We start from the raw sequence: 26,707 nt of genomic DNA, 5'->3' as shown, positions 1-26,707 counted from the left end.
ATGGCAACGGAATATGATTTGGTTATTCTCGGCGGAGGTACAGGTGGCTATGTAGCGGCTATTCGTGCTTCTCAGCTTGGTCTTAAAACAGCAGTTGTTGAAAAAAGCAAGCTAGGAGGAACCTGTCTTCATAAAGGGTGTATCCCTAGCAAAGCTTTATTGAGAAGTGCTGAGGTATATGCAATGACTAAAAAAGCTGAAGAATACGGTGTTGAAACTTCCGGCGTGAATTTGAACTTCTTAAGAGTTCAAGATCGTAAGCAATCGATAGTAAATCAATTATATACCGGTGTTCAGCAGTTAATGAAAAAAGGAAAGATCGATGTTTATGAAGGAATCGGTCGTATTCTAGGTCCTTCCATTTTTTCACCGATGCCGGGTACCATCTCTGTTGAAATGAACAATGGAGAAGAAAATGAAATGTTAATACCAAAAAATGTAATTGTTGCGACTGGCTCCAGACCACGTAGTCTACAAGGCTTAGAAATTGATGGAAACGTTGTGCTAAGTTCTGATGAAGCACTTGAATTAACAGAACTACCAAAATCAATCCTGATCGTCGGTGGTGGGGTAATTGGAATTGAGTGGGCATCCATGTTATCAGATTTTGGTGTTGAGGTAACGGTACTGGAATATTCAGATCGAATTCTCCCAACAGAAGATAAAGAGATAGCGAAAGAAATGAATAAGCTAATGACAGCTAAAGGCATTACAATTGTCACTAGTGCCAAGGTTTTACCTGAAACAGTAAGTAAAGACAACAATGGTATATCTGTAAAAGCTGATCAAAACGGGGAAATGAAAGAATTTACAGCCGAAAAAATGCTAGTATCAGTTGGACGATTACCAAATGTTGAAGGAATTGGACTAGAAAATACAGATATTCAGCTTGAAAAGGGTTATATCCATACCAATGATTTTTACCAAACGAAAGAGTCTCATATTTATGCGATTGGTGATGTGATCGGGGGGTTACAGCTTGCTCATGTTGCCTCACATGAGGGGATCATTGCCGTTGAACATATAGCAGGAAAAGAACCGATGCCAATGGATGAAACCCTTATTCCAAAATGTATCTACAGTTCTCCTGAAATTGCTAGTGTTGGCTATACAGAGGACGAGGCAAAAGAGAAAGGTTTTAAAGTAAAGGTAGGGAAATTTCCTTTTAAAGCGATAGGAAAAGCTCTTGTTTACGGAGAAACAGATGGATTTGTTAAGCTGGTCGCTGATTCAGAGTCAGATGATTTATTGGGTGTTCATATGATTGGACCTCATGTCACAGACATGATTTCCGAAGCAGGCCTTGCAAAAGTGTTGGATGCAACCCCATGGGAAATTTCACACACGATTCATCCACATCCAACGTTATCTGAAGCAATCGGTGAAGCAGCTCTAGCGGTTTATGGAAAAGCAATCCATTTATAAATTACATTTATTTTGCCTGAAATAAAGAGTCTGGTAGAACAAAAGGTCTTAATCTATTACAGGAATGACTCTACCAGTGCTCATCCTTTTAAATAGGAGGAATTGATATGACAGAAAACCGTCATCTCTCATTAAACCTTACGGATGAAGATGTGTTAAATATGTATGAAACGATGTTATTAGCAAGGAAAATTGATGAACGAATGTGGCTATTAAACCGTTCAGGTAAAATACCATTTGTCATTTCCTGCCAAGGACAGGAAGCGGCCCAGGTTGGTGCTGCTTATGCGTTAGATCGTAACAAAGACTATGTACTTCCTTACTACCGTGATATGGGTGTTGTTTTAGCGTTTGGTATGACAACAAAAGAACTTATGCTTTCTGCATTTGCTAAAGCTGAGGATCCTAATTCAGGTGGTCGACAAATGCCCGGACATTTTGGTCAAAAGAAAAATCGGATTGTAACAGGATCTTCACCAGTTACGACACAAGTGCCACATGCAGTAGGGGTTGCTTTAGCTGGTAGAATGCAAAAGAAAGATCTTGTAACATTTGTTACGTTTGGGGAAGGCTCTTCGAATCAGGGAGATTTTCATGAAGGAGCCAATTTTGCTGCTGTTCATAAGCTTCCTGTTATATTCATGTGTGAAAATAACAAATATGCTATTTCAGTTCCCTATGAGAAGCAAGTTGCCTGTGAGAAAATTTCAGATCGTGCCATAGGGTATGGCATGCCTGGTGAAACCGTTGATGGAAATGATCCACTTGAAGTATATCGAGCTGTAAAAGAAGCTGCAGACCGCGGGCGTCGCGGAGAAGGTCCTACCTTAATCGAAACAATCTCCTACCGCTTAACACCACACTCTAGTGATGATGATGATCGTAGCTATCGTGAGCAGGAAGAAGTGGCTGAAGCAAAGAAAAATGATCCTATCTTAAAATTTGCTCAATACTTAAAAGAATTAACTATTTTAACCGATGAGAAAGAAAAACAAATCGTCGAAAACATTATGAATCTTGTGAACGAAGCAACTGAATACGCTGAAGCGGCTCCATATGCGGATCCAGAACATGCGTTAAAGTATGTATACGCAGAGTAAGGGGGAAGAAAAATGGCGATTATTTCTTATATAGATGCCATTACAATGGCGATGCGTGAAGAAATGGAGCGCGATGAAAAAGTTTTTGTGTTAGGAGAGGATGTTGGTTTAAAAGGTGGAGTTTTTAAAGCAACAGCTGGATTATACGAAAAGTTTGGTGAAGAAAGAGTCATTGACACTCCTCTGGCCGAGTCGGCAATTGCCGGTGTAGGAATAGGGGCAGCAATGTATGGAATGAGACCGATTGCTGAAATGCAGTTTGCAGATTTTATTATGCCTGCAGTGAATCAAATTATTTCAGAAGCAGCAAAAATTCGTTATCGCTCTAATAATGATTGGACTTGTCCTATAACGATAAGAGCACCCTTTGGTGGTGGAGTGCATGGTGCATTGTATCACTCGCAATCAGTGGAGGCGGTTTTTGCTAACCAACCAGGCTTGAAAATTGTCATCCCGTCTACTCCTTATGATGCAAAAGGGTTATTAAAGGCTGCCATTCGTGATGAAGATCCAGTGTTATTTTTCGAACATAAACGTGCCTATCGTTTAATCAAAGGTGAAGTTCCTGCAGATGACTATGTGTTGCCAATTGGAAAAGCTGATGTAAAGCGTGAAGGAGAAGACGTAACGGTTATCACTTATGGCCTATGTGTTCATTTCGCTTTGCAAGCTGCTGAACGTTTAGCTAATGATGGTATTTCTGTACACGTTCTTGATTTAAGAACCATTTATCCTTTGGACAAAGAAGCAATTATTGAAGCTGCTTCAAAAACAGGAAAAGTGCTTCTTGTAACAGAGGATAATAAAGAAGGAAGTATTATTGGTGAAGTGTCAGCCATTATTGCAGAAAATTGCTTATTTGACTTAGATGCACCAATTAAACGTTTAGCTGGACCAGATGTTCCAGCAATGCCTTATGCCCCAACGATGGAAAAATTCTTTATGATTAATCCTGATAAAGTAGAGGCAGCGATACGTGAGCTTGCTGAATTTTAATAATAAAGCCTTTTTAATGAGGAGGATTATAAGTGGCAATTGAACAAATTAAAATGCCTCAACTAGGTGAAAGCGTCACAGAGGGTACCATTAGCAAGTGGCTTGTGGCTGTTGGAGATACAGTTAATAAATATGATCCCCTTGCTGAAGTAATGACAGATAAAGTAAATGCAGAAGTACCGTCTTCTTTTACTGGTGTAATACGTGAGCTTATTGCAGAAGAGGGAGACACTTTAGCGGTTGGTGAAGTGATTTGCACAATAGAGGTAAGTGGTATTGAACATAAAGGTGAAAGTAAAGACGCTACTCAAAGTAATGAGGAATCTGTTTCAGAACATAATGTTAGCATGAATGATCAATCGAATAAAAAACGCTACTCACCTGCAGTTCTGAGAATTGCCCAAGAACATGATATAAACTTAGAGCTAGTAAATGGAACGGGTGCAGGTGGAAGAATTACGAGAAAAGATCTATTAAAGCTAATAGAAAGTGGGTCAATTCCTTCTGATCATCAAGAAGAGAAAAAGCCGGTTGAGGAAGTACCTGTAAATGATATTTCACAACCACTACCTAAGCAAACTCAGCCTCTACCTCAGAGTGCTCCGGGAGATATTGAAATCCCGGTATCAGGAGTTAGAAAAGCAATTGCTGCAAACATGGTTCGGAGCAAACATGAAGCTCCTCATGCATGGATGATGATGGAAGTTGATGTCACAAATTTAGTCCAATACCGTCATTCTGTAAAAGATGAATTTAAGAAAAATGAAGGCTTTAACTTAACTTTCTTTGCCTTTTTTGTAAAAGCAGTAGCTCAAGCACTAAAAGAATTTCCTCAAATTAATTCAATGTGGGCGGGAGATAAAATTATCCAGAAAAAGGAGATTAATATCTCTATAGCTGTTGCAACAGAGGATTCTCTTTACGTACCGGTCATTAAAAATGCAGATGAGAAAACGATCAAAGGAATTGCAAGAGAGATTACAGATCTTGCTTATAAAGTTCGGAGCGGGAAATTAGCCTCAGCTGATATGCAGGGAGGAACATTTACGGTAAATAACACTGGTTCTTTCGGATCCGTACAGTCAATGGGGATTATAAATTATCCACAAGCTGCAATTGTTCAGGTTGAATCTATTGTTAAGAGGCCTGTCATCATTGATGGCATGATAGCTGTCAGGGATATGGTTAATTTATGTATGTCTTTAGATCACAGAGTGCTTGATGGATTAATTTGTGGTCGATTCTTATCACGTGTTAAAGAAATTCTGGAAACAACGTCAAAAGATACAACATCTATTTATTAATTTCTTCAAAAGGAAGCAAACAGTTATGGCCTACAGGTTCGGTTTTGAAGTACAAAATCCGAATTAACATTGCTTTTCAAAATAGTAATTCGCACTAGGATTAAAAGCAATTTGGCAAATAAATCAGCAAACAAAAAATGCTTGGAGATGTATTATGCTCCAAGCATTTTTTTTACCAAGATAACACCCGATTAAGCGATTTCCAAATCTTCAAGAATCGCAAGGAAATAAGCTACTAAAATAAGTGGAGAAATTCCTCTTAATGAGGAGGTAGCACAAAAAATAGATTAAATAGACGGAAACAATCCGCCTATTTAATCGAAAAAGATGAAAATGAACCATTTTACTTTGTGTAAGCGGAAAAATTCCGCTTATATCCCTAAAATCGAGTTCCATTCTTCGTCTAACCGGAAAAATCCCGCTTATTTAATTGGTGTGCTAATTTAGTTTTATATTCGGAGACTGAACCTGTTCGGTTATGGCTGTTTCCTTTTTATTTTAACATTCTTTTTAAACAAAATAACATATTGCATAGAATGCTTAATATAAATGTTTTTTAAAAAACAAATCTTTTTCTAAATCAAACTGAAATAACAAGGAGCAAAGGTTTGTAGAACATCATTGCTGTTGGAAAAAAATTATAATAAAATAAAAATGTAAGCGCATTCTTTGTGTTTGGTGAAAATTGAGTGTGCTTCACGGCACCTAAGAATGCATAACATATGATAAGTCAAACATGTTAGTCGATAAGGGGGTGGGCTTCCTTATAGGAAGCACATAATGGGAGACGGACAAACACGTGAAGAAAACAAATGGGAAGTGTGGAAACAAGAAGCGGAGAAAGCGTTAAGGGGTAAAACGCTTGAAACTCTTCAAAAAGTTACATACGAGGGAATTAGAATAAAACCAATATATGATGAAACAGATTTAAAAGAAACTATATTAACACATAGCTTAAAAAACAAACTTGATCCATCCTGGAAAATAAGTCAGCCAATAAATGGTGAGTACGCAGAAGATATACAAGAAAAAATTAAGAATTCAAAAGTAAGAGGTCAAAATTCTTTCTTTCTAAATTCTTTCCAAAATCTAATGAAAAAAGAAGAGGTACAAACTGCCTTTAAACACTTGGATTGGCAGAATGATTCTATTTTTTGGGATGTAGGAAGTCATCTTGGATTAATTCCGCTTTTTTTACATATGAGAACAGAGCTAAATCAACTAAAAGATTTACAAGGTACGATTGGCTTTGATCCATATGAAAACATATTAAGAAACGGGGAGGATTCTTTATCACTTTCAACTAAGCTAGATTTTCTGGCAGATACAATCAAATGGATGAGTGAGTATGACTGTAAGACACGCTGCATACTCATGAAAGGGAATATATACAATGATGCCGGTGCAAATGCTAAACAAGAACTTGTTTACACCTTCTCACATGCTCTTGAAGTTATAAATGAATTACTAAATCGACAAGTACCATTGCAACAAATCGTAAATAGAATCACATTTTCATTTGGAATAGGCTCGAATTTTTTTATGGAAATAGCAAAGTTTCGAGCTGCTCATCATATATGGACATCACTCATGAATGCTTTAGGAGAGGCAAATACATCACCTGGCCTTTATTTACATGCAGTCACCTCAACCTACAATAAAACAATATTTGATGTTCATGTAAATTTATTACGTACGACGACAGAAAGCTTTTCGGCAATAAGTGGAGGAGTAGATGAGTTAACCATACTTCCTTTTGATTCTGTCCTAGATCAGCAAACAGAGCTTGGTGAAAGAATTGCCCGTAACACTCACTTTATTTTGCAGGAAGAAAGTTTACTTTCAAAAACGAACGATCCTGCAGCTGGATCTTACTATATAGAATCGTTAACAAATGAATTGTCAGCAAGGGTATGGGAGGAACTAAAAGAAATTGAGGATAAAGGTGGATTTCTCAAACAGTTAATATTGGGGAATGTACAAACAGAAATAAATAAGATTGCTGAACAAAGAGTCCATGACATGAATTATCGGAAAAACTTAGTAATTGGAACTAACACCTTTGCGAATCCTTCTGATCAAGTTTCAGACAATACACTTCACAACCAAAAAATCTACGAGAACAAAGAAAATACATTGCAACCTGTTTTCTCATTTCATGAGGCAATGCAATTTGTCTGTAAAGAAGGAACAACACCACGCTTAAAAAGCGACTCTCTAGAAAGTTCTTTGAGAGTAGAACCTCTAAAAACTACTAGATTAGTAGAGCATTTTGAAAAGCTTCGAATTAGGGCTCTTCAGGCAAAAAGAAAAGGGCAGGACATAAAAGTCGGTGTTGTAACGTTTGGTAAATTAAAAGATTACAAGCCAAGACTTGATTACATTTCGGGTATCCTTTTCTCTGGTGGAATAGATGTAGAGATTGTCTCAAAGGAAGAAACAACTAGAAATGAGAAAACACGCTGCCTTATCCTCTGTGGAAGCGACAATTGTTATCAAAGTATTGATTTAACGTTTATCGAGCGTTTAAAAGCTGATAATCAAAAACTTCATCTGTTTATAACAGGTAGTGGACAAGAAGAGATCGTAAATAAAGTACAGTTAGATGGCATGATTACTTCAAATATGAATGTTTATGAATTTTTAAAAAACATTCAGAACATATTGGGGGTTAGTGGAAATTGAAAAGAGTATCCATTTCTAATGCGCCGTTAGTAAAAGCAAACATTCAAAAAGACACTAATTCTTCACCTTTTATGACAAATGAACAAATTGAAGTAAAAAATATTTATAGTAAAGATGATTTAGAAAATTGTAGACATCTAGGAACTTTTCCAGGGGTAGAGCCATTTGTACGTGGTCCATATGCTACGATGTATGTGAATCGCCCTTGGACGATTCGTCAATATGCAGGCTTCTCAACAGCAGAGGAAAGTAACGCCTTTTACCGAAGGAATTTACAGATGGGACAAAAGGGACTATCCGTTGCGTTTGATTTAGCGACTCACCGGGGGTATGATTCTGATCATCCTAGAGTGGTAGGAGATGTAGGAAAAGCGGGTGTCGCAATTGATTCCATTTTAGATATGAAAATTCTGTTTGATCAGATTCCATTGGATGAGATGTCAGTATCTATGACGATGAACGGTGCGGTATTACCGATTATGGCCTTTTATATTGTAACGGCTGAAGAGCAAGGGGTTGCAAAGGAAAAGTTATCAGGAACAATACAAAATGATATATTAAAAGAATATATGGTTCGGAACACATATATCTATCCTCCTGAAATGTCGATGAGAATTATAGGTGATATTTTTGAATATACAGCAAAAAATATGCCGAAGTTCAATAGCATAAGTATTTCTGGATATCATATGCAGGAGGCAGGGGCGCCTGCTGATCTTGAGCTAGCTTACACGTTAGCCGATGGACTTGAATATATAAGAACAGGGTTGAAAGCAGGGCTATCAATCGATCAGTTTGCACCTAGATTATCTTTTTTCTGGGCAATCGGGATGAATTACTTTATGGAAGTGGCAAAAATGAGAGCCGCACGTTATTTATGGACATCGATTGTTAAGGATTTTAGCCCACAAAATCATAAGTCACTAGCTTTGCGAACACATTCACAAACGTCAGGATGGAGTTTAACAGAACAAGATCCATTTAATAATGTTGTACGGACTTGCCTAGAAGCTCATGCAGCTGCAATGGGGCATACACAGTCTCTTCATACAAATGCATTAGACGAGGCAATTGCTTTACCAACAGATTTTTCTGCTAGAATTGCTCGTAACACACAGCTTTATCTTCAAAGTGAAACTGGTATTTGTGATGTGATAGATCCATGGGGCGGCTCCTATTATGTTGAATCTCTTACTTCATCATTAATTGAGCGTGCCAAAAAGCATATTGATGAAATAGAACAGCTTGGCGGCATGACAAAAGCAATAGAAACTGGTTTACCGAAAATGAAGATAGAGGAAGCGGCTGCTAGAAGACAAGCAAAAATAGATTCTGGAAAAGAAGTGATTATAGGAGTTAATAAATTCAGGTTAGATCATGAAGACCCGATTGACATATTATCAATTAATAATACGGAAGTAAGAAAGAAACAAATTGAAAGAATCCAACAACTTAAAGAAAATCGAAATGAAGACGAAGTCAACCATACTCTTCATCTATTAACGAAAGCTGCTGCTAGTGGTGAAGGGAATTTATTAGAATTGGCAGTTGAAGCTGCAAGAAAACGAGCGACTTTAGGTGAAATATCGTTTGCAATTGAAAAGGTATCAAAACGCCATCAAGCCATGATTCGGTCAATAAGTGGAGTATATAGCTCTGAATACTCAAATGATGAAGAAATAAAAAGAGTGAGAGAAAGAACTGATCAATTTTATGAGCTAGAAGGAAGACGTCCAAGAATCTTAATAGCTAAGATGGGGCAAGACGGTCATGATCGCGGGGCAAAGGTAATCGCCACAGCTTTTGCTGATCTGGGCTTTGATGTTGATATTGGTCCGCTTTTTCAAACACCAGAAGAAACAGCCAAGCAAGCAGTTGAAAATGATGTGCATGTTGTTGGTATGAGCTCTCTTGCGGCAGGACATAAAACGCTTCTTCCGCAATTAATATCCGAATTGAAAAAGCTTGGTCGAGAGGATATTGTGGTCATCATTGGCGGTGTTATCCCATTTCAAGATTATGAGGACTTAAAAGAAAAAGGCGCAGCTGAGATCTTCGGTCCAGGTACCGTTATTCCAGTTGCGGCGGAAAAAGTACTTAATAAAGTTTTCGATGTATTAGGCTATGAGGAATGGCAAGAATGAGTAAGTTTGTGAAAAAAAATCGTGATATTCCTGTTGAGCATTATATTAATGGAATTAAAAAAGCTGATCGTGTTATTTTGGCACAGGCTATTACTTTAGTTGAGAGTAATGCAAAGCACCATTTTGAAAAGTCTCAACAAATTATCGAAGCGTTACTTCAAAAGAAAAGTAAATCAATAAGAATTGGAATTACTGGCGTTCCTGGGGCAGGGAAAAGTACATTTATTGATTCATTTGGTACTTTCCTTTGTGAGCAAGGAAACCGAGTGGCAGTTTTAGCGGTTGATCCTAGTAGTCAAGTTTCTAAAGGTAGTATTATGGGAGATAAGACACGGATGGAACGTCTATCCAAGCATCCCAATGCTTATATTCGTCCTTCCCCTTCTGGTGGAAATCTTGGAGGAGTGAATAGAAAAACGAGAGAGACGATGATTTTATGTGAAGCAGCTGGGTATAATATTATTCTTGTTGAAACAATGGGTGTCGGACAAGGAGAATTTGTCGTTCGTGATATGGTAGATTTTTTTCTTCTCCTTGTTTTAACTGGTGCAGGTGATGAGCTGCAAACGATGAAAAAAGGCATAATGGAGTTGCCAGATTTAGTCGTTGTTAATAAAGCAGATGGAGATAATAAAGAAAAGGCTACTCATGCTAAGCGCGAATATAATACCATTCTTCATTACTTAAAATCCTATACAGAAGGCTGGATCACAAAGGCTGTTACAGCCTCAGCAAAAGAGGAAGAAGGTATTAGTGAAGTTTGGGATATTATTTATGCCTTTCAAGAATATACAAAGAAAAATCATTTATTCTACGAAAGAAGGGCTGAACAACAGCGAAATTGGCTTCACGATTTACTTAAACAAGAATTATATCGTTATTTTTATAATCACCCTGAAATTAAGGAACAGCTTATAAAAACAGAACGTACCGTTATAAGTGGAGAAAAAAGTGTTGCTTCTAGTGCACTTGATTTACTGAATTTATTCATGGAAAAGAAAATTTAAGCGATACATTTGCTCAATTTATTAAAACATTGGTAAAATACATCTATAGAGAGTAAAGGAGAGATTTTCTTTGAGCATGGATTTTAATTTATTTATGAATGATATTGTACAGCAAGCACGTAAAGAAATTGTTGCTGCAGGCTATACGGAGCTAAAAACACCTGAAGAAGTGGAAGATGTTCTTACTAAGCAAGGTACAACACTTGTTATGGTAAACAGTGTTTGTGGATGTGCAGGAGGAATTGCAAGACCTGCTGCTGCTCATGCTATTCACTATGATAAGCGTCCTGATCAATTGGTAACTGTTTTTGCTGGACAAGATAAGGAAGCGACAGCTCGTGCACGTGAAATGTTTACAGGCTATCCACCATCTTCACCTTCGTTTGCATTATTAAAAGATGGTAAACTATTAACAATGGTTGAGCGTCATGAAATTGAAGGACATGATCCAATGAGTGTTGTTGGCAAACTTCAAGCTGCTTTTGATGAATATTGTGAGGAAGTATAAAATGAAATAAAAGAAACTACACCAGGCTGTATGTTAATTAGCAGCGAGAGGTGTAGTTTTTTTATTGTAATATTATTGCTTTTTACTTATTAATCTTTTTTTATATTTTTTCAGAAAAGTATTAATAGATAGAAAAATTTAATAATTACATTTTTATAAATTATGATTGCATAAATATAAACCTGTGTTAAAATACAAAATATCGAATAAATATTACATGATATTTAGAAAAAACTAATAGATGCTTATTATAGGAGGAAACTATCATGAAAAAATTATCACTATTTATTATAAGTATTTTAATGGTTGGCTTATTAGCAGCATGCGGTACAGCAACTGAAGAAGGTAATGAAACAACAGGATCTGAAGGAGAAAGCAAAAAAGTCTTAAAGATGGCAACTTCAGCTGATTACCCGCCATTTGAATATATTGATACAGCAAAAGGCAGCGATATTATTGGATTTGATATTGATTTGGTTAATGCTTTAGCAGAAAAAACGGGTTATGAAGTGGAAGTCCAAGATATGGATTTTAACAGTTTAATTCCAGCTCTACAAGCAAAACAAGTTGATTTAGTATTAGCAGGAATGACACCAACACCTGAACGTGCGGAAAACGTTGATTTTACAGATATTTATTATACAGCTAATCATATGATTGTCTCATTAAAGGATAATGAAGTGAAAAGTGTTGAAGAACTAGAAGGAAAAACAATTGGTGTACAACTAGGTTCAATTCAAGAAGAAAAAGCAGCAGAAATTGCTGAGCAAGTTTCACTTAAGGTTGAAAACCGCAATAAAATTTCTGAGTTAATTCAGGAGTTAAAATCAGGTCGTATTGATGCAGCGATCATTGAAGATACAGTTGCAGCTGGATATTTTGAAAAAGATGATCAGTTAGCTGGATTTACACTTGAATCAAGTGAGGAAGCAGGTTCTGCAATTGCCTTCCAAAAAGGTAGTGAATATACAGAAGAGTTTAATAAAGCACTAAATGAGATGAAAGAAAATGGTGAGCTTGATGAATTAATCATCAAGTGGTTCGGTGGCAAAGAATAAGGTAAAAACCTTATTAGAAGAGGCTAACTCAGAAGGATTTTCCTTTGGTTTGAGTCAGCCTCTTTTCATTCGTGGATTATTGCTAACAGAAAGGAGTTGAATGGATATGGACTTAAACTTTGCTTCTATTGTCCCATCTATACCTTTTATATTAGAAGGAATAGTAGTAACATTAAAAATTGTTGTTTTATCTTTATTGCTTGGATTTGCTTGGGGGATTGTTCTTGCCCTACTTAAAATAAGCCGAATTAAACCATTGATGTGGATTGCTGATGCATATACATCAATATTTAGAGGAACACCACTAGTCTTGCAATTGCTTATCATCTATTTTGGATTACCGCAATTACTTGGTTTTCCAATTGATCCGTATCCGGCAGCAGTTGCTGCCTTCACATTAAATTCAGGTGCATATATTTCTGAAATTATTCGCGCGGGAATTAACGCAATTGATAAAGGTCAACAAGAGGCTTCAATGGCTTTAGGTATTCCTTATCCTAAAATGATGAAGGATATTATTTTACCTCAAGCATTCAAAAATATTTTACCTGCATTAATGAACGAATTTATTACGTTAACGAAAGAGTCGGCAATTGTAACAGTAATAGGAGTTCAAGATATTATGAGACGAGCTTATCAGGTAGGTGCGGATTCATATAATTACTTTGCACCGTTACTTTTTGCCGGAGTCATTTATTATATTTTAGTTATGTTCTTAACTCTTCTTGGTAAAGGACTAGAAGGGAGAATGAAACGAAGTGATTAAAGTTGAAAATCTTCATAAATCTTATGGTAAGTTAGAAGTGTTAAAGGGGATATCTACTACGATTACTTCAGGTGAAGTAATCGCCATTATCGGTCCTTCCGGGTCAGGAAAATCTACGTTTTTACGCTGTTTAAATTTACTTGAAAAGCCAACCGATGGAAAGGTATGGATAAATGATAGTGAATTAACACACCCGAAAACAGACATTGCCAAGGTGAGACAAAATGTTGGGATGGTGTTTCAGCATTTTCATTTATTTCCTCATAAGACAGTACTTGATAATTTAACGTATGCACCAATTACTGTTAAAGGTCTTTCGAAAAATGAGGCAGAAGAGCAAGCGAAAACCTTGTTAAACAAAGTAGGTCTTCTTGAGAAAGCAAATGAATATCCAAATCGTTTATCAGGTGGACAAAAGCAAAGGGTTGCTATTGCCAGGGCACTAGCGATGAATCCAGATGTTATGTTGTTTGATGAACCTACCTCTGCTTTAGATCCTGAAATGGTCAAGGAAGTATTAGAGGTTATGAAGGATTTGGCTCAAACTGGTATGACTATGGCGATCGTGACACATGAAATGGGGTTCGCTAAGGAAGTTGCAGATCGTGTGCTTTTCTTAGATGGAGGCTTGCTTGTGGAAGATGCACCGCCAAGCGAGTTCTTTACGGCTCCTAAAACAAAGCGTGCTCAGGATTTTCTTGAAAAGATGCTTTAATAGATATAATCAAAAAGATGATCTTAAATTGATCATCTTTTTTCGTTTTTTAAACTAAATAGTGTAAACTATTGTACATAATGGAGATATAAGGAGATTATCTATGTTTAAGATAGGCTACCGTACGGCAAAAACGGCACTTGGAACCACACTTGCTATTATGCTTGCACAATTTTTAGGATTAGACAATTATACCTCTGCGGGAATTATCACAATACTATGTATACAGGTAACGAAGAAGAAATCTTTAAAAAGTTCTTGGGCGCGCTTTCTGGCTTGTTTGATTGCAATGATCTTTTCTTTTGTATTTTTTGAAGGTATTGCCTACCATCCGTTAGTAATCGGACTTCTTTTATTATTTTTTATTCCAACAACTGTTATTGTAAAGGCGACAGAAGGTATCGTGACAAGCACTGTTGTTATATTCCACTTATTCAGTGAAGAACAAATAACACTTGATATTATCGGAAATGAATTATCAATCGTTGTAATAGGAATCGGTATGGCTCTTATTATGAATTTATATATGCCTAGTGTGGAGAAAAAATTAAAAAATTTACAGATTGAAATTGAGGAAAATTTGGCTGTTATATTTCAAGAAATTGAACGTTATTTAACAGAAAAAGATCAAAAATGGGATGGAAAGGAAATTACGAAGACAGCAAAGCTCATAGACGAGGCAAAAACAATCGCATTTCGAGATGTTGAAAATCATTTTTTACGTCATGAGAATTCGTATTATCATTATTTTAAAATGAGAGAAAAACAATTTGAGATTATTGAGCGAGTTATTCCGATAGTCACCTCAATACATATTGCTATGGAACAAAGTAAAATGATTGCCGACTTTTTACATGAGTTAAGTTTGAATATCCATCCAGGAAATACAGCAAATAAATTTCTTAGCCAACTACAAGAGATGAAAAGGTCTTTTGAGGAAATGGATTTGCCAAAAACAAGGGAAGAGTTTGAAGCAAGAGCAGCTTTGCTGCATTTTGTAAGAGAGATGGAACAGTATTTGGTGATAAAAAGTCAATTTAAAGGGATGGAGCCCAACCAGAGATTGCATGGAATGAAAGCAACCTGAACATATTAAAAAGAAAAAGGACGGTGATTTTTAATGAAAGCATTGTTTCTTTTTCTTTTTATTATTCATTCACCATTCTGGCCTTTAGGAGATAATCCAATACCTGGTGATCCTTTTATCATTATTAATAAACAAACAAATGAACTGGCTTTTATTAATGATAATGAAATAAAGGAAATTCATCATGTGGCAACAGGTAAAACGAAGGAACTTACACCTGAGGGAAAGTTTACAATAACAGTTAAGGCAGTTGACCCTTATTATCGGAAAAAAGATATACCAGGAGGTGACCCTAAAAACCCTCTTGGGACAAGATGGATTGGTTTTGATGCAGAAGACACGGATGGACGAACCTTTGGGATTCATGGAACAAATAACAAAGATTCTATTGGACACTATGTAACGCAAGGTTGTGTAAGGATGCAAAACGAAGAGGTTGAAACGTTTTATAAAAAAGTTCCTTTAGGCACGAAGGTGCTTATTACTAATACAGAAGAATCTTTTGAGAATTTGGCGATAAAGCATGGTGCAATAACAAAAGAGTCTGGAAGATAGGTTTTACCACCTTTCTTTCAGACTCTTTTGCTGTATTCCAACAAGATTTTGACCTTAGAACATGAATCTTCGGGTCAACTCATGAATATCTTTTAAATTATTGAAACGAGGTAATGTATAAAATAACAAATACATTACCTCATAGGAATCATATAGTTTCTAGTATTAAAACCAAGCTGATACACCAGCAAGTAGAGTTGTGATAAGCATAACGCCAATCATTAAATAAACGACAACTTTTTGTGTTTTACGTGACATATTTCTTCACTCCTTGTACGTATTATTCTATCGTGAAAGTTTCATTTGGACAACAGTTAAAATGTGAAAGAATTTCGTCAAAAAAAGAGGAATTTCTTTAGTGGAAAGAGAAGAAATATTATATCTTGATAGCGTTTTCATCATCATAAGGTGGGGAGAGATGAGTGTTGATAAACAAAGTTGATCATATTGGAATTGCCGTACATTCAATAGAAAGTGCATTAACATTTTATAGAGACGTTTTGCAGCTTCGATTATTAGGGGTTGAAGAGGTTTCGACACAACAAGTGAAAGTGGCATTTTTAAAAGCTGGAGAAACAAAAATTGAATTGTTAGAACCAATGTCTGATGAAAGTGCTATTAGCAAATTTCTCTCAAAAAAGGGGGAAGGAATTCACCATATAGCTTTAGGGGTAGATGACATAAGTGCCCGTTTAAAAGAGCTAAAGGAAAAAGGAATTCCTCTTATTGATGAAAATGTAAGAAGCGGTGCAGCTAATTCAAATATTGCGTTTATTCACCCAACGGCAGGGAATCGTGTGTTAGTTGAGTTATGTGAAAAAAAGCGGGGTGAACGTAATGAATCATGATATTTATGAAAAAATTAACGAATTATACGATCGAAGACGAGCGGTAGAGTTAGGTGGCGGTGATGAAAAAGTAGCAAAACAACACGAAAAAGGAAAATTAACCGCCCGAGAAAGAATCGATTTGTTACTTGATCCTAATTCTTTTGTTGAAATTAATCCTTTTATTCAACATCGATGTAATGATTTTGGCTTATCTGATAAAGCTGGTCCTGGTGATGGTGTTGTAACGGGTTATGGGAAAGTAAATGGAAAACCAATATATCTGTTTTCCCAAGACTTTACTGTTTTTGGCGGAGCTCTAGGTGAAATGCATGCGATGAAGATTGCAGCTGTTATGGATTTAGCTGCAAAAAATGGTACTCCTTTTGTTGGACTAAATGACTCTGGCGGTGCTAGAATTCAAGAGGGTGTGGTATCATTAGATGGCTATGGCCAAATCTTTTACCGAAACACAATTTATTCCGGTGTTATTCCTCAAATTTCTGTGATATTGGGTCCGTGTGCAGGAGGGGCTGTTTATTCACCGGCTATAACGGATTTTGTTTTTATGGTCGAAAAAACTAGCCAAATGTTTATTACAGGACCGAAAGTAATTGAAACCGTAACAGGTGAGAAAATAAGTTCAGAGGATTTAGGTGGTGCAAAAGTACATAATACCATTAGCGGAAATGCTCATTTTTCAGGTTCTACTGAAGAGGATGTACTTTTACAAGTACGGAATTTATTGAGTTATTTACCGCAAAATAATGAAGAAAAGCCACCTGTCAGGTCTGTACAAAATTCAGATGATTATCGACCTGATTTAACAGATAGTATACCTTTTGATGCCGTAAGACCATATGATGTGAGAACAGTCATTAAACAGGTTGTTGATGAACAATCATTTTTAGAAGTTCAGAAGGATTTTGCCAAAAACATTGTGATCGGATTAGCTAGGATTAAGGGTGAAGTTGTTGGTTTGGTTTGTAATCAACCGAAGTATATGGCTGGCGGTTTAGATATTGATTCTTCTGATAAAGCAGCTAGATTTATACGTTTTTGTGATTCTTTTCAAATACCACTTATCACGTTTGAGGATGTGACTGGCTTTTTCCCAGGGATTAAACAAGAACACGGAGGAATTATTCGTCATGGTGCCAAAATTCTATTTGCTTATTCCGAGGCAACTGTTCCTAAAATAACAGTTATCTTAAGAAAAGCATACGGTGGTGCTTATGTAGCACTAAATAGTAAATCTATTGGTGCTGATCTTGTATTTGCATGGCCGAATGCGGAAATTGCTGTTATGGGCCCACAAGGAGCTGCGAATATCATCTTTGCTAAAGAAATTCAAGAAAGCCCTAACCCGGAGCAAACAAGGGCTGAGAAAATTGAGGAATACCGAAAAAAGTTCGCCAACCCATATGTTGCCGCAAGCCAAGGCATGGTGGATGATGTGATTGACCCTAGAGATACAAGGATTAAACTTATTCAGGCATTGGAAATGCTAAGAACAAAAAAGGAAAATAGACCAGCAAAAAAACATGGGAATATTCCCCTTTAATGCGTAGGAGGAAATGAATTTATGATTAATAAGCAACGTTTATTAGACGAGTTCCTTGAATTGGTTCAAGTTGACTCAGAAACAAAATATGAAGCAGAAATAGCAAAGGTACTAAAAAAGAAGTTTTCCGATCTAGGTTTACAAGTTGTTGAAGATGATACAACAGGTATAACAGGTCATGGGGCTGGAAACCTTATTTGTACATTGGAAGCTACTAAAGAAAATGTTGAACCAATTTACTTTACATCCCACATGGATACAGTAGTACCTGGTAAGGGGATTAAGCCGAGCATTAAAGATGGGTATGTGGTTACAGATGGAACAACTATACTCGGTGCAGACGATAAGGCTGGTTTAGCAGCTATGCTTGAAGCAATTAAAACATTAAAAGAAGAAAATATCCAACATGGAAAAATAGAATTTGTCATAACAGCTGGAGAGGAATCTGGATTAGTCGGAGCAAAAGCACTGGACGCAAATCTAATGACAGCAAAGTTTGGTTATGCACTTGATAGTGATGGTAAGGTTGGGACAATTATCGTCGCAGCTCCAACACAAGCGAAAGTTAAGGCAACAGTTTATGGGAAAACAGCACATGCTGGTGTAGCTCCTGAAAAAGGTGTTTCAGCGATTACCATTGCTGCAAAGGCTATTGCAAAAATGCCTTTAGGAAGAATTGATCATGAAACAACTGCCAATATAGGGCGTTTCGAAGGAGGTACGCAAACAAATATTGTTTGTGATTTAGTACATATCCTAGCAGAAGCCCGTTCTTTAGTTCCGGAAAAAATGGAAGAACAAGTAAAGAAAATGAAAGAAGCTTTTGAAACTGTTGCCGCAGAGATGGGTGGAAGTGCAGAAGTTGATATTGAGGTTATGTATCCAGGGTTTAAATTTGGTGACGGAGATCATGTTGTAGAAGTTGCAAAACGTGCTGCTGCAAGAATTGGTCGTAACAGCGAATTGCAAACTAGTGGTGGTGGTAGTGATGCAAACGTAATCGCTGGTAATGGAATTCCTACAGTTAACTTAGCAGTAGGATATGAAGAAATTCATACAACAAATGAAAAAATGCCAATTGAGGAACTAGAAAAAACAGCCGAACTGGTTTTAGCTGTTATTCAAGAAGTGGCTCAGTAATGCTTAGCGCTTGGAGTATTCCAAGCGTTTTTTGGTGTTTCATACCCAAAAAGTGAATCTCTCTCCAAATAGCTTGATTATTACCATCAATAGATTTCTGAAAAATAAAGAAAATAAGAAGGTAGTTGATCAAAAATTTAAGGAGGGGTTTGCGTTGATAAAGAAAAAGCTTGGGTTAATTACTACGAGTGCTTTAGTTGTTGGGTTAGTAGCATGTAACAATAACGAAGGTGCTTTTGAAACCAATAACAGAACAAATACAATGGACGTTGCAGAAAATGTAAACTATAACGGCCGAACAAGCTATGGACCTTTTACGAGGGATATAAATACACTTGACAGAGCGGAGAATAATCGTTTTAGAACAACAAATCGTGATAATAATATTAAAGATAATGATTATGAACTTGTTACTGATCGTTTCATGGGAATGGGAAATGATGATCAGAATGGGATGACAATATCAAGTTCGAAAACAGATCTTTCAAGTGAGAAATACCCGCATACAAAGGCAATTGCTGTTCAAGAAGCAAAATATAAATTTATTAGAGCAAATTCCAAAGAAGATGCAGAAAAACAAGCTCGTCAGTTTATTGAACAACAAAAGCAGCAAGCACAGCAAAAAGCGAATCAGTTAACGCAGCGTTATACTGGGCAAGCAAACCAGCAACAAGCTCAGCAGCAGGCAGCAAATCAGCAACAAGCACAAACGAAGCAACAAGCAAATGCTCAACAAAATAATCAAGCAACAAACCAACAGCAAGCAAAAGCGCCAGCACAGCAACAGGCACCAGCACAGCAAGAGCAAGCAAAAGCACCGGCACAACAACAGCAGGCACCAGCTCAGCAAGAACAAGCAAAAGCACCTGCTGAAAAGCAACAACCTGCACAAGGTGTAAACCAAGCTGTTCAGCAGGTTATTGACTTAACGAATGCAGAAAGACGTAAAAATGGATTACCTGATTTAAAGGCAGACACACAATTGAATGGCGTAGCTCAGAAGAAGTCAGAAGATATGAGACAAAATAATTACTTCTCACATACTAGCCCAACATATGGTTCTCCATTTGATATGATGAGGGATTTCGGAGTAACATATAAAACGGCTGGTGAAAATATCGCGCAAGGTCAACGAACACCACAAGAAGTAGTTCAAGCTTGGATGAATAGTGAAGGACACAGAAAAAATATTTTAAGTAAGGATTTTACACATATAGGGATTGGATATGATTCAAACGGACATCATTGGACACAGATGTTTGTAGGGAGATAAAATGCCACTATTTAACCAAAGAGGTGAGTCTGTTTTTATACTGACTCACCTCTTGGTTATTCTAGTGTAAACTCTTTAGTGATTTTATAAGTTGCGCCTTCCTCAGGAGTCATCCATGCTGTTAAAAGGTATTCTCCTTTTTGAAGGTCTAATTCAGTCAAGTTGATTTTATATTTAAATTCTGCTCCAGGTGCAATGCTCTCCTCTCCCAAGGCTGAAAGAAAGGAGGCAGTACTTGAATATAGGAACAATTCCTGACCTTCCTTCGTTGATACAGAAAAGTCAACTCTTTGTGAGCTTGTAAATTTCAAAGTGATTGCTTTCTCCGTTTGATTTTTTACTTTATATTCATATTGAAGTGGACTAAGTTCAGTTATGCTAGGTGCCATCTCACCGGCAACAATACCCTGATCACTTTCGGGATTATTGCCTCCTCCTTGTTGGTTATTACTTGTATGACCATCACCACACCCAACTACTATTAACATGGTTATTAATAAACTAATGATCGCTCTCAATATCTACACCTACCTTATATCGCTTATAGTATTTGTCGTTTTTCTAATAGAATAGTTACAAAAACTTAAGTCTTATTTTATTTTTCTCAAGTGTTTGTTTCAGATGTCTGTTTATAAGAAAATATAACTGAATTTTAAAAAAATATTGTATAACAATGGGAATTCTGTATAATGAGAAATATAAGTCATGTTAACTTTCCTTACACATAAGGTTAATTTTTATGACATAAATAGTAAAAGTTCATTGATTTTATGTTTAGTGTAAGTAAATGTGTCGAAGGGATTTGAAGTAAAGGAGGTAAGTTGTAAGCAAGACCAGAAAAGTTTTATATTTCCCCCTAAAAATATAGATCCTTTTTTCTCTGGTCTTGCTTAATTCTTATCTCAAACATATGCTTCAAAATTTTTTAATAAAGTAATTATTTGAAGATTATTACAAAAGCATTTAGCCATTTAGGAGGAAAATAATAATGAAACTTACTTCTCGTGAGCAGGAAAAGCTCATGATTGTTGTTGCGGCAGATTTAGCTAGAAGAAGACAAAATAGAGGCCTAAAACTGAACTATCCTGAAGCTATTGCGATCTTAACCTACGAGGTGTTAGAAGGTGCGAGAGATGGAAAGTCTGTTTCAGAACTTATGCAATATGGAAAACACATATTATCCAGAGAAGATGTTATGGAAGGAGTACCAGAAATGATTCATGACATCCAAGTAGAGGCAACATTTCCTGATGGAACAAAATTAGTAACGGTCCATGAACCGATTTCATGATACGAAAAGAGGATGAAGAATGGTACCAGGACAATTAAGGTTAAAAAAAGAGCCGATTATTTGTAATGAAAACAAAAAGTCAACCAAACTTGAAGTTGTTAATAATGGAGATCGACCTGTACAAATTGGATCTCATTTTCATTTTTACGAGGTTAATAGTTCGCTTGAATTCAATCGAGAAAAAGCTTTTGGGAGAAGATTAAATATTCCTGCGGGTACAGCCGTACGATTTGAACCAGGAGATCAAAAAGTAATAGAGCTTATCTCATTTTCAGGTGAAAGAAGAATATACGGTCTTAACAATTTAACAAATGATGCACTGGATAAAGGAGTGTAACGATGAGCTTTCGAATGTCACGACATCAATATGCAGATATGTTTGGTCCAACAGTTGGCGATCAGGTAAGGCTTGGAGATACTGAATTATTTATTGAAGTTGAAAAAGATTACACCACATATGGTGATGAAGTTAAATTTGGTGGAGGAAAAGTGATTAGGGATGGCATGGGGCAGCATCCTCTGGCAACAAGGAAAGATGCTGTAGACCTTGTTGTGACTAATGCGTTAATTCTTGATTATACAGGCATTTATAAAGCTGATATTGGTATAAAAGAAGGAATCATTACTTGTATAGGAAAAGCGGGTAATCCTTTGATTATGGATTCTGTGGACATTGTGATCGGGGCTTCAACTGAGGTTATTGCAGCAGAAGGAATGATTGTTACGGCAGGAGGAATAGATGCGCATATTCATTTTATTTGCCCACAGCAAGTTCGTACTGCGATAGAATCGGGTGTTACAACGATGATAGGAGGAGGTACAGGTCCCGCTACAGGAACAAATGCAACAACTTGTACACCTGGAGCTTGGAATATCCATCAAATGCTCAAGGCAGCCGAAGAATTTCCTGTTAATTTAGGGTTTCTTGGCAAAGGGAACGCTTCTAATGAAGAAGCACTACAAGAGCAAATTGAAGCAGGAGCAATTGGATTAAAGCTTCATGAAGATTGGGGAACAACAACATCGAACATTGATAAAGCACTATCAGTAGCCGATCAATACGATGTTCAGATCGCAATCCACAGTGATACGTTAAACGAAGGTGGGTTTGTGGAGGATACTTTAAATGCTATTGATGGGCGTGTGATTCATACATACCATACAGAAGGTGCAGGTGGAGGTCACGCCCCTGATATTATTAAAGCTGCATCTTACCCGAATATACTTCCTTCATCAACAAACCCAACGAGACCATATACGGTTAATACAATTGCAGAGCACTTAGATATGCTGATGGTATGTCATCATTTAGATCCATCTGTACCAGAAGATCTGGCCTTTGCAGATTCTCGTATTCGAAAGGAAACAATCGCAGCAGAAGATATTCTTCATGATTTAGGTGTGTTTAGTATGATCAGCTCCGATTCACAGGCAATGGGAAGAGTCGGTGAAGTTATTTCAAGAACGTGGCAAACAGCTGATAAGATGAAACGTCAACGTGGTGAGTTAAACCCTGGAGAAGAAAACGATAATGCTAGAGCCAAAAGATATGTTGCTAAATACACGATAAACCCTGCAATAACCCACGGTATCTCAGATTATGTGGGGTCCATTGAAGTAGGCAAGCTAGCTGATTTTGTTTTGTGGGACCCAGCCTTCTTCGGTGCTAAGCCAGAGTTAGTAGTAAAAGGAGGAATGATTGCGTGGAGTGTAATGGGAGACCCGAATGCGTCAATTCCAACTCCACAGCCAGCCTTGTATCGTCCAATGTTTGCAAGCTTTGGAAAGGCGAAATATTCTACTAGCATGACATTTTTGTCGAAGGCAGCTTATGAGCAGGGAGTAAATAAAGAACTAGGTTTACAAAAGAAAATAGGAATTGTAAAGAATATCCGTCAATTAAAGAAAAGTGATATGAAATTAAATGGGGAAACACCACGAATAGAGGTTGATCCACAAACCTATGAAGTTACGGTTGATGGTCAATTGATTACGTGTGAACCAGATAACATAGTACCTTTGGCTCAACGATATTTTTTATTTTGAGGTGAGAAGATGATCATTGAAAAAATAGTAGGAAATGTAAAGGATTTAGAAAAAGCTCCACATCATGTTGAACGTGTTTACTTAAGAAGTGATGATTTAGTTAAGAAAATTCAACGCGTCAAAACAGATCATGGAAAAGAGCTTGGGATCCGTCTAAAAGACGTGAAAGAATTAATGGATGGAGATATTCTTTTTCAGGATGAAAAGAATTCGATTGTTATTAGTGTGATAGAGGATGATGTTATTGTCATTAAACCAACTAGCATCCTTCAAATGGGAGAGATCGCCCATCAATTAGGAAACCGACATTTACCAGCTCAATTTGAAGGTAATGAGATGATCGTGCAGTATGACTATTTAGTAGAGCGTTTGCTAGAGGAGTTGGAGGTTCCATATGCTAGGGAAAATCGGAAAATGAATCAAGCCTTTAAACATATCGGACATTCACATGACTAAACACTTGTTTCAATTGCTGCAAATTTGTGATTCAAATTTTCCATCAGGAGCATTTTCTCATTCTTTTGGATTAGAAACGTATATTCAAGAAGATAAAGTGGTAGATAAAAAAACATTTTTATTAGCGCTTAAACAGTTTCTGCAAACCCAATTTGTTTTTACAGATGGTTTAGCATGTCGGTTAGCCTTTGAATATTTACAAGAGAAACGATTAAATTCGATTTGGCAACTAGATCATGAACTTTTTGCTCTTGCCATGGCTAAAGAAACACGTGAGGGAAATCGTCGAATTGGTCGGCAAATGGTGAAAGTCATGAATGAGCTGTTTCCAAACCAACAGTTAGAAACTTATCAACTAAAAATTAAAGATAAGAAAGCTCATGGTCACAGTTCAATCGTTTTTGCAGTTGTGTGTCAAGGTTTAGATATAGAGTTGGAGACAACCTTATCTACTTATCTTTTTGCCACAACTTCCTCCCTCGTTCAAAACGCAGTGAGAGGAATTCCGATTGGACAAACTGATGGGCAAAAAATTTTAGTTGAAATACAACCGTTCTTGAATCAGATGGTCAAACAAATAATGAATCTTAATGAAGAACACTTTGGTGCGGGGGCACCGGGTTTGGAAATTGCTCAAATGGTACATGAGCAGCTTTCAGTACGATTGTTTATGTCATAATTTAACAAGATATGAAAGGATGAATAAGATGAGTGAACCAATTAAAATCGGTATCGGAGGACCTGTAGGTGCAGGCAAAACATTATTAGTAGACAAATTAACAAGGGTGTTAATGGATGAGCTTGAAGTTGCGGTCATTACAAATGATATATATACAAAAGAAGATGCTCAGTTTTTAATAAAAAACGGTGCATTACCAGAAGATCGAATTATTGGTGTTGAAACAGGTGGATGCCCTCATACTGCCATTCGTGAAGATGCCTCAATGAATTTTGCGGCAATAGATGAATTAAATGAGCGTCACCCGAATCTTGACCTTATTTTTGTGGAAAGCGGTGGAGATAATCTAGCTGCAACCTTTAGTCCTGAGCTAGTAGATTTTTCTATTTATATTATTGATGTTGCACAAGGGGAAAAAATCCCCCGTAAAGGTGGTCAGGGGATGATCAAGTCTGACTTATTTATTATCAATAAAATTGATTTAGCACCTTATGTTGGGGCTGATCTTGAGATTATGAGAAAAGACACACTATCATCAAGAGGAGATCGTCCATATATTTTTACAAATCTTAAAGATGGAACAGGTGTTAATGAGGTAGTGGATTGGATTCGTAAGGAAGCATTTTTGGTTGGTCTTGAAGCATGACGTATACAGGGTACCTTCAGCTTGAGGTAGAGAAAAAACAAAATAAATCTGTGATTAGTAATAGTTTTTTCGATGGCGTGTTAAAAATAACACGTCCGACCTATCTTCCTGAAGGTCTGCCTCTTTTAACACTTATCCATGTGGGTGGTGGCTATGTTGACGGTGACTCCTATAAAACCGAGGTTGTAGTAGGTGATGGGGCAAAGCTAGCTTTAACTACGCAAGCTTCCACAAAGGTTTATAAGTCACCTCGATTAGGTGTAACTCAAGACATGGATTATTTTTTAAAAAATAATAGTGAGCTATATGTGAAACAAGATTCATTAATTCCCTATAAAGATGCTAATTTTTCACAACAAACGAATGTGTATATGGAATCATCTTCAACCTTTTATTATACAGATGTGATCACACCCGGATGGTCTGAAAATGGGAAGCTTTTTCAGTATAAAAAGGTGGCTTCAAAAATGAAAATCTTTATTGATGGCAAGCTTCAGGTATTTGACCATCAATTGTTAGTTCCGGATCAAAATCTTCATCAATTCATGCAACTCGAAGGATATACCCATTTAGGAACCTTGTTTATGATTCATCCTCATGTAAATGAAACGTTAATAGAGAAAATTAGAGAGGCTTTATCTTCTTCTATAGATGCTAGAATTGGGATAAGCTTATTGAATATTCCAGGCTTGGCATTAAGAGTACTAGCTAACAGTACACCTGCAATAGAAATGATCTTTAGTTTGTGTGAAACTTTAATCCGAAAAGAATTGGATGAAAAAGAAATGATAGAGTGGAGAAAATGGTAATAGATTAGAGAGAACGCTTATATGCTTACGCTTCTTCTATACCTTTTTAAACAAGATCATCTTCCAAAAGCCTGATATTCATAGTATGATAGTCTTAGTTAGAAAGAAACCTCAGGGGATTTATGGAGGAGATTATAAGATGGATATTTCGAAAGTTGTTGTTTTTCGAACAAGAGATGAAGAATACGGAATGCCAATTGAACACGTGATTTCTATAGAAAAGCTAGAGGATATCAACGTTATTCCAAATATGCCTTATTATATGAAGGGTGTTGTAAAGGTTAGAGGAGAGTTGATTCCTGTACTAGATACACATCAAATTTTTCATCGTCAACATATGACAATGGATGAAGATGTGAAATTAATTGTTATTCAATCAGACGATATTTCTGCAGCTCTAATTGTTAAAGAGGCAAAGGAAATCTTAGATGTTCTAGAAGATCAGTTAAAATCCATTAGCATCGGAGCTTTTCAAGCTACAAAATACTTTGAAGCAGTGGCAAGTTTAGAAGATCGTTTGATTACGATTATTAACCCGACTCTTCTTTTAGCAAGTCTAGAAAACTTTACTGTTGTAAAAGAAGGAATGCTGAGTCACCAATCTTAATAATTGGTGGCTTTTTTAT

At 36.7% G+C, this 26,707-nt stretch carries 27 protein-coding genes; 25 read left to right on the top strand and 2 right to left on the bottom strand.

Annotated elements, in window-relative coordinates:
• The 13 genes from lpdA (at position 1) to D9842_RS11815 (ending at position 15,350) form a co-directional block, all read left to right on the top strand.
• On the top strand, positions 1-1,425 hold the full coding sequence (gene lpdA / locus D9842_RS11875; RefSeq protein ID WP_121665045.1) for a dihydrolipoyl dehydrogenase: 1,425 nt from the start codon (positions 1-3) through the stop codon (positions 1,423-1,425).
• A 107-nt stretch (positions 1,426-1,532) separates the two neighbouring features.
• Positions 1,533-2,525, top strand: coding sequence for a thiamine pyrophosphate-dependent dehydrogenase E1 component subunit alpha (locus D9842_RS11870; RefSeq protein WP_121662714.1), 993 nt, complete (start codon positions 1,533-1,535; stop codon positions 2,523-2,525).
• Positions 2,526-2,537: 12 nt separating this feature from the next.
• Positions 2,538-3,521, top strand: a complete 984-nt coding sequence (locus tag D9842_RS11865) for an alpha-ketoacid dehydrogenase subunit beta (RefSeq protein WP_121662713.1) — start codon at positions 2,538-2,540, stop codon at positions 3,519-3,521.
• 32 nt (positions 3,522-3,553) lie between these two features.
• Entirely contained in the window at positions 3,554-4,825 is a 1,272-nt protein-coding gene (locus D9842_RS11860) for a dihydrolipoamide acetyltransferase family protein (protein WP_121662712.1), read from the top strand.
• A 780-nt stretch (positions 4,826-5,605) separates the two neighbouring features.
• Positions 5,606-7,510 (top strand): methylmalonyl-CoA mutase family protein, encoded by a 1,905-nt coding sequence (locus tag D9842_RS11855; protein WP_121662711.1) that lies wholly within the window; start codon positions 5,606-5,608, stop codon positions 7,508-7,510.
• 11 nt (positions 7,511-7,521) lie between these two features.
• Positions 7,522-9,654, top strand: a complete 2,133-nt coding sequence (gene scpA, locus D9842_RS11850) for a methylmalonyl-CoA mutase (protein ID WP_257536065.1) — start codon at positions 7,522-7,524, stop codon at positions 9,652-9,654.
• Entirely contained in the window at positions 9,651-10,661 is a 1,011-nt protein-coding gene (gene meaB, locus D9842_RS11845) for a methylmalonyl Co-A mutase-associated GTPase MeaB (protein WP_232273294.1), read from the top strand. The genes scpA and meaB overlap by 4 nt, the downstream gene beginning before the upstream one ends.
• A 70-nt stretch (positions 10,662-10,731) precedes the next feature.
• Positions 10,732-11,169, top strand: a complete 438-nt coding sequence (locus tag D9842_RS11840) for a BrxA/BrxB family bacilliredoxin (protein WP_121662708.1) — start codon at positions 10,732-10,734, stop codon at positions 11,167-11,169.
• A 266-nt stretch (positions 11,170-11,435) separates the two neighbouring features.
• Complete coding sequence (locus tag D9842_RS11835; RefSeq protein ID WP_121662707.1) at positions 11,436-12,227, top strand: transporter substrate-binding domain-containing protein; 792 nt, start codon at positions 11,436-11,438, stop codon at positions 12,225-12,227.
• A 106-nt stretch (positions 12,228-12,333) separates the two neighbouring features.
• Positions 12,334-12,993: an amino acid ABC transporter permease gene (locus D9842_RS11830; protein ID WP_121665044.1), complete on the top strand. Its 660-nt coding sequence runs from the start codon at positions 12,334-12,336 to the stop codon at positions 12,991-12,993.
• Positions 12,986-13,708 carry an amino acid ABC transporter ATP-binding protein gene (locus D9842_RS11825; RefSeq protein ID WP_121662706.1) on the top strand — a complete coding sequence of 241 codons (723 nt, stop codon included), beginning with the start codon at positions 12,986-12,988 and terminating at the stop codon, positions 13,706-13,708. The genes D9842_RS11830 and D9842_RS11825 overlap by 8 nt, the downstream gene beginning before the upstream one ends.
• A 103-nt stretch (positions 13,709-13,811) precedes the next feature.
• Positions 13,812-14,795 carry an aromatic acid exporter family protein gene (locus tag D9842_RS11820; protein ID WP_121662705.1) on the top strand — a complete coding sequence of 328 codons (984 nt, stop codon included), beginning with the start codon at positions 13,812-13,814 and terminating at the stop codon, positions 14,793-14,795.
• Positions 14,796-14,828: 33 nt separating this feature from the next.
• The gene (locus tag D9842_RS11815; protein ID WP_121662704.1) at positions 14,829-15,350 is read left to right on the top strand and encodes a L,D-transpeptidase; all 522 of its coding nucleotides are present in this window, start codon (positions 14,829-14,831) and stop codon (positions 15,348-15,350) included.
• A 165-nt stretch (positions 15,351-15,515) separates the two neighbouring features.
• On the opposite strand, the gene prli42 is transcribed toward D9842_RS11815, so the two are convergent.
• Entirely contained in the window at positions 15,516-15,608 is a 93-nt protein-coding gene (prli42, locus tag D9842_RS25900) for a stressosome-associated protein Prli42 (protein WP_162987409.1), read from the bottom strand.
• 167 nt (positions 15,609-15,775) lie between these two features.
• On the opposite strand from prli42, the gene mce reads away from it, so the two are divergent.
• The 4 genes from mce to D9842_RS11795 all read left to right on the top strand — a co-directional run bounded on the left by mce (position 15,776) and on the right by D9842_RS11795 (position 20,154).
• On the top strand, positions 15,776-16,198 hold the full coding sequence (mce, locus tag D9842_RS11810) for a methylmalonyl-CoA epimerase (protein ID WP_285842974.1): 423 nt from the start codon (positions 15,776-15,778) through the stop codon (positions 16,196-16,198).
• Positions 16,188-17,741, top strand: a complete 1,554-nt coding sequence (locus D9842_RS11805) for an acyl-CoA carboxylase subunit beta (RefSeq protein ID WP_121662702.1) — start codon at positions 16,188-16,190, stop codon at positions 17,739-17,741. Before mce ends, D9842_RS11805 begins: the two co-directional genes overlap by 11 nt.
• 21 nt (positions 17,742-17,762) lie before the next feature.
• Positions 17,763-18,881: a M20/M25/M40 family metallo-hydrolase gene (locus D9842_RS11800; protein ID WP_121662701.1), complete on the top strand. Its 1,119-nt coding sequence runs from the start codon at positions 17,763-17,765 to the stop codon at positions 18,879-18,881.
• Between the two features lie 424 nt (positions 18,882-19,305).
• Complete coding sequence (locus tag D9842_RS11795; RefSeq protein WP_445159127.1) at positions 19,306-20,154, top strand: CAP domain-containing protein; 849 nt, start codon at positions 19,306-19,308, stop codon at positions 20,152-20,154.
• A 56-nt stretch (positions 20,155-20,210) separates the two neighbouring features.
• Here the strand turns inward: D9842_RS11795 and D9842_RS11790 are convergent, their stop codons facing one another.
• A complete protein-coding gene (locus D9842_RS11790; protein WP_121662700.1) occupies positions 20,211-20,672 on the bottom strand; it encodes a BsuPI-related putative proteinase inhibitor in 462 nt (153 codons plus the stop codon).
• Between the two features lie 470 nt (positions 20,673-21,142).
• Here D9842_RS11790 and D9842_RS11785 point away from each other — a divergent pair, with 470 nt between their 5' ends.
• The 8 genes from D9842_RS11785 (at position 21,143) to D9842_RS11750 (ending at position 26,688) form a co-directional block, all read left to right on the top strand.
• A complete protein-coding gene (locus D9842_RS11785) occupies positions 21,143-21,445 on the top strand; it encodes an urease subunit gamma (protein ID WP_121662699.1) in 303 nt (100 codons plus the stop codon).
• 19 nt (positions 21,446-21,464) lie between these two features.
• Positions 21,465-21,782: an urease subunit beta gene (locus tag D9842_RS11780; protein WP_121662698.1), complete on the top strand. Its 318-nt coding sequence runs from the start codon at positions 21,465-21,467 to the stop codon at positions 21,780-21,782.
• 2 nt (positions 21,783-21,784) lie between these two features.
• Positions 21,785-23,491 carry an urease subunit alpha gene (gene ureC, locus D9842_RS11775; protein WP_121662697.1) on the top strand — a complete coding sequence of 569 codons (1,707 nt, stop codon included), beginning with the start codon at positions 21,785-21,787 and terminating at the stop codon, positions 23,489-23,491.
• Positions 23,492-23,500: 9 nt separating this feature from the next.
• On the top strand, positions 23,501-23,947 hold the full coding sequence (ureE, locus tag D9842_RS11770; protein ID WP_121662696.1) for an urease accessory protein UreE: 447 nt from the start codon (positions 23,501-23,503) through the stop codon (positions 23,945-23,947).
• Entirely contained in the window at positions 23,940-24,626 is a 687-nt protein-coding gene (locus D9842_RS11765) for an urease accessory protein UreF (protein WP_121662695.1), read from the top strand. Before ureE ends, D9842_RS11765 begins: the two co-directional genes overlap by 8 nt.
• A 28-nt stretch (positions 24,627-24,654) precedes the next feature.
• A complete protein-coding gene (ureG, locus tag D9842_RS11760) occupies positions 24,655-25,272 on the top strand; it encodes an urease accessory protein UreG (RefSeq protein WP_121662694.1) in 618 nt (205 codons plus the stop codon).
• The gene (locus D9842_RS11755; protein WP_121662693.1) at positions 25,269-26,081 is read left to right on the top strand and encodes an urease accessory protein UreD; all 813 of its coding nucleotides are present in this window, start codon (positions 25,269-25,271) and stop codon (positions 26,079-26,081) included. Before ureG ends, D9842_RS11755 begins: the two co-directional genes overlap by 4 nt.
• A 139-nt stretch (positions 26,082-26,220) precedes the next feature.
• A complete protein-coding gene (locus tag D9842_RS11750; protein ID WP_257536034.1) occupies positions 26,221-26,688 on the top strand; it encodes a chemotaxis protein CheW in 468 nt (155 codons plus the stop codon).
• The last annotated feature ends 19 nt before the right edge of the window (positions 26,689-26,707 follow it).

The organism is Metabacillus litoralis (genome assembly GCF_003667825.1).
Classification (GTDB): domain Bacteria; phylum Bacillota; class Bacilli; order Bacillales; family Bacillaceae; genus Metabacillus; species Metabacillus litoralis_B.
The sequence above is the reverse complement of the archived record's forward strand: the minus strand, read 5'-3'. Positions and strand labels throughout refer to the sequence as shown.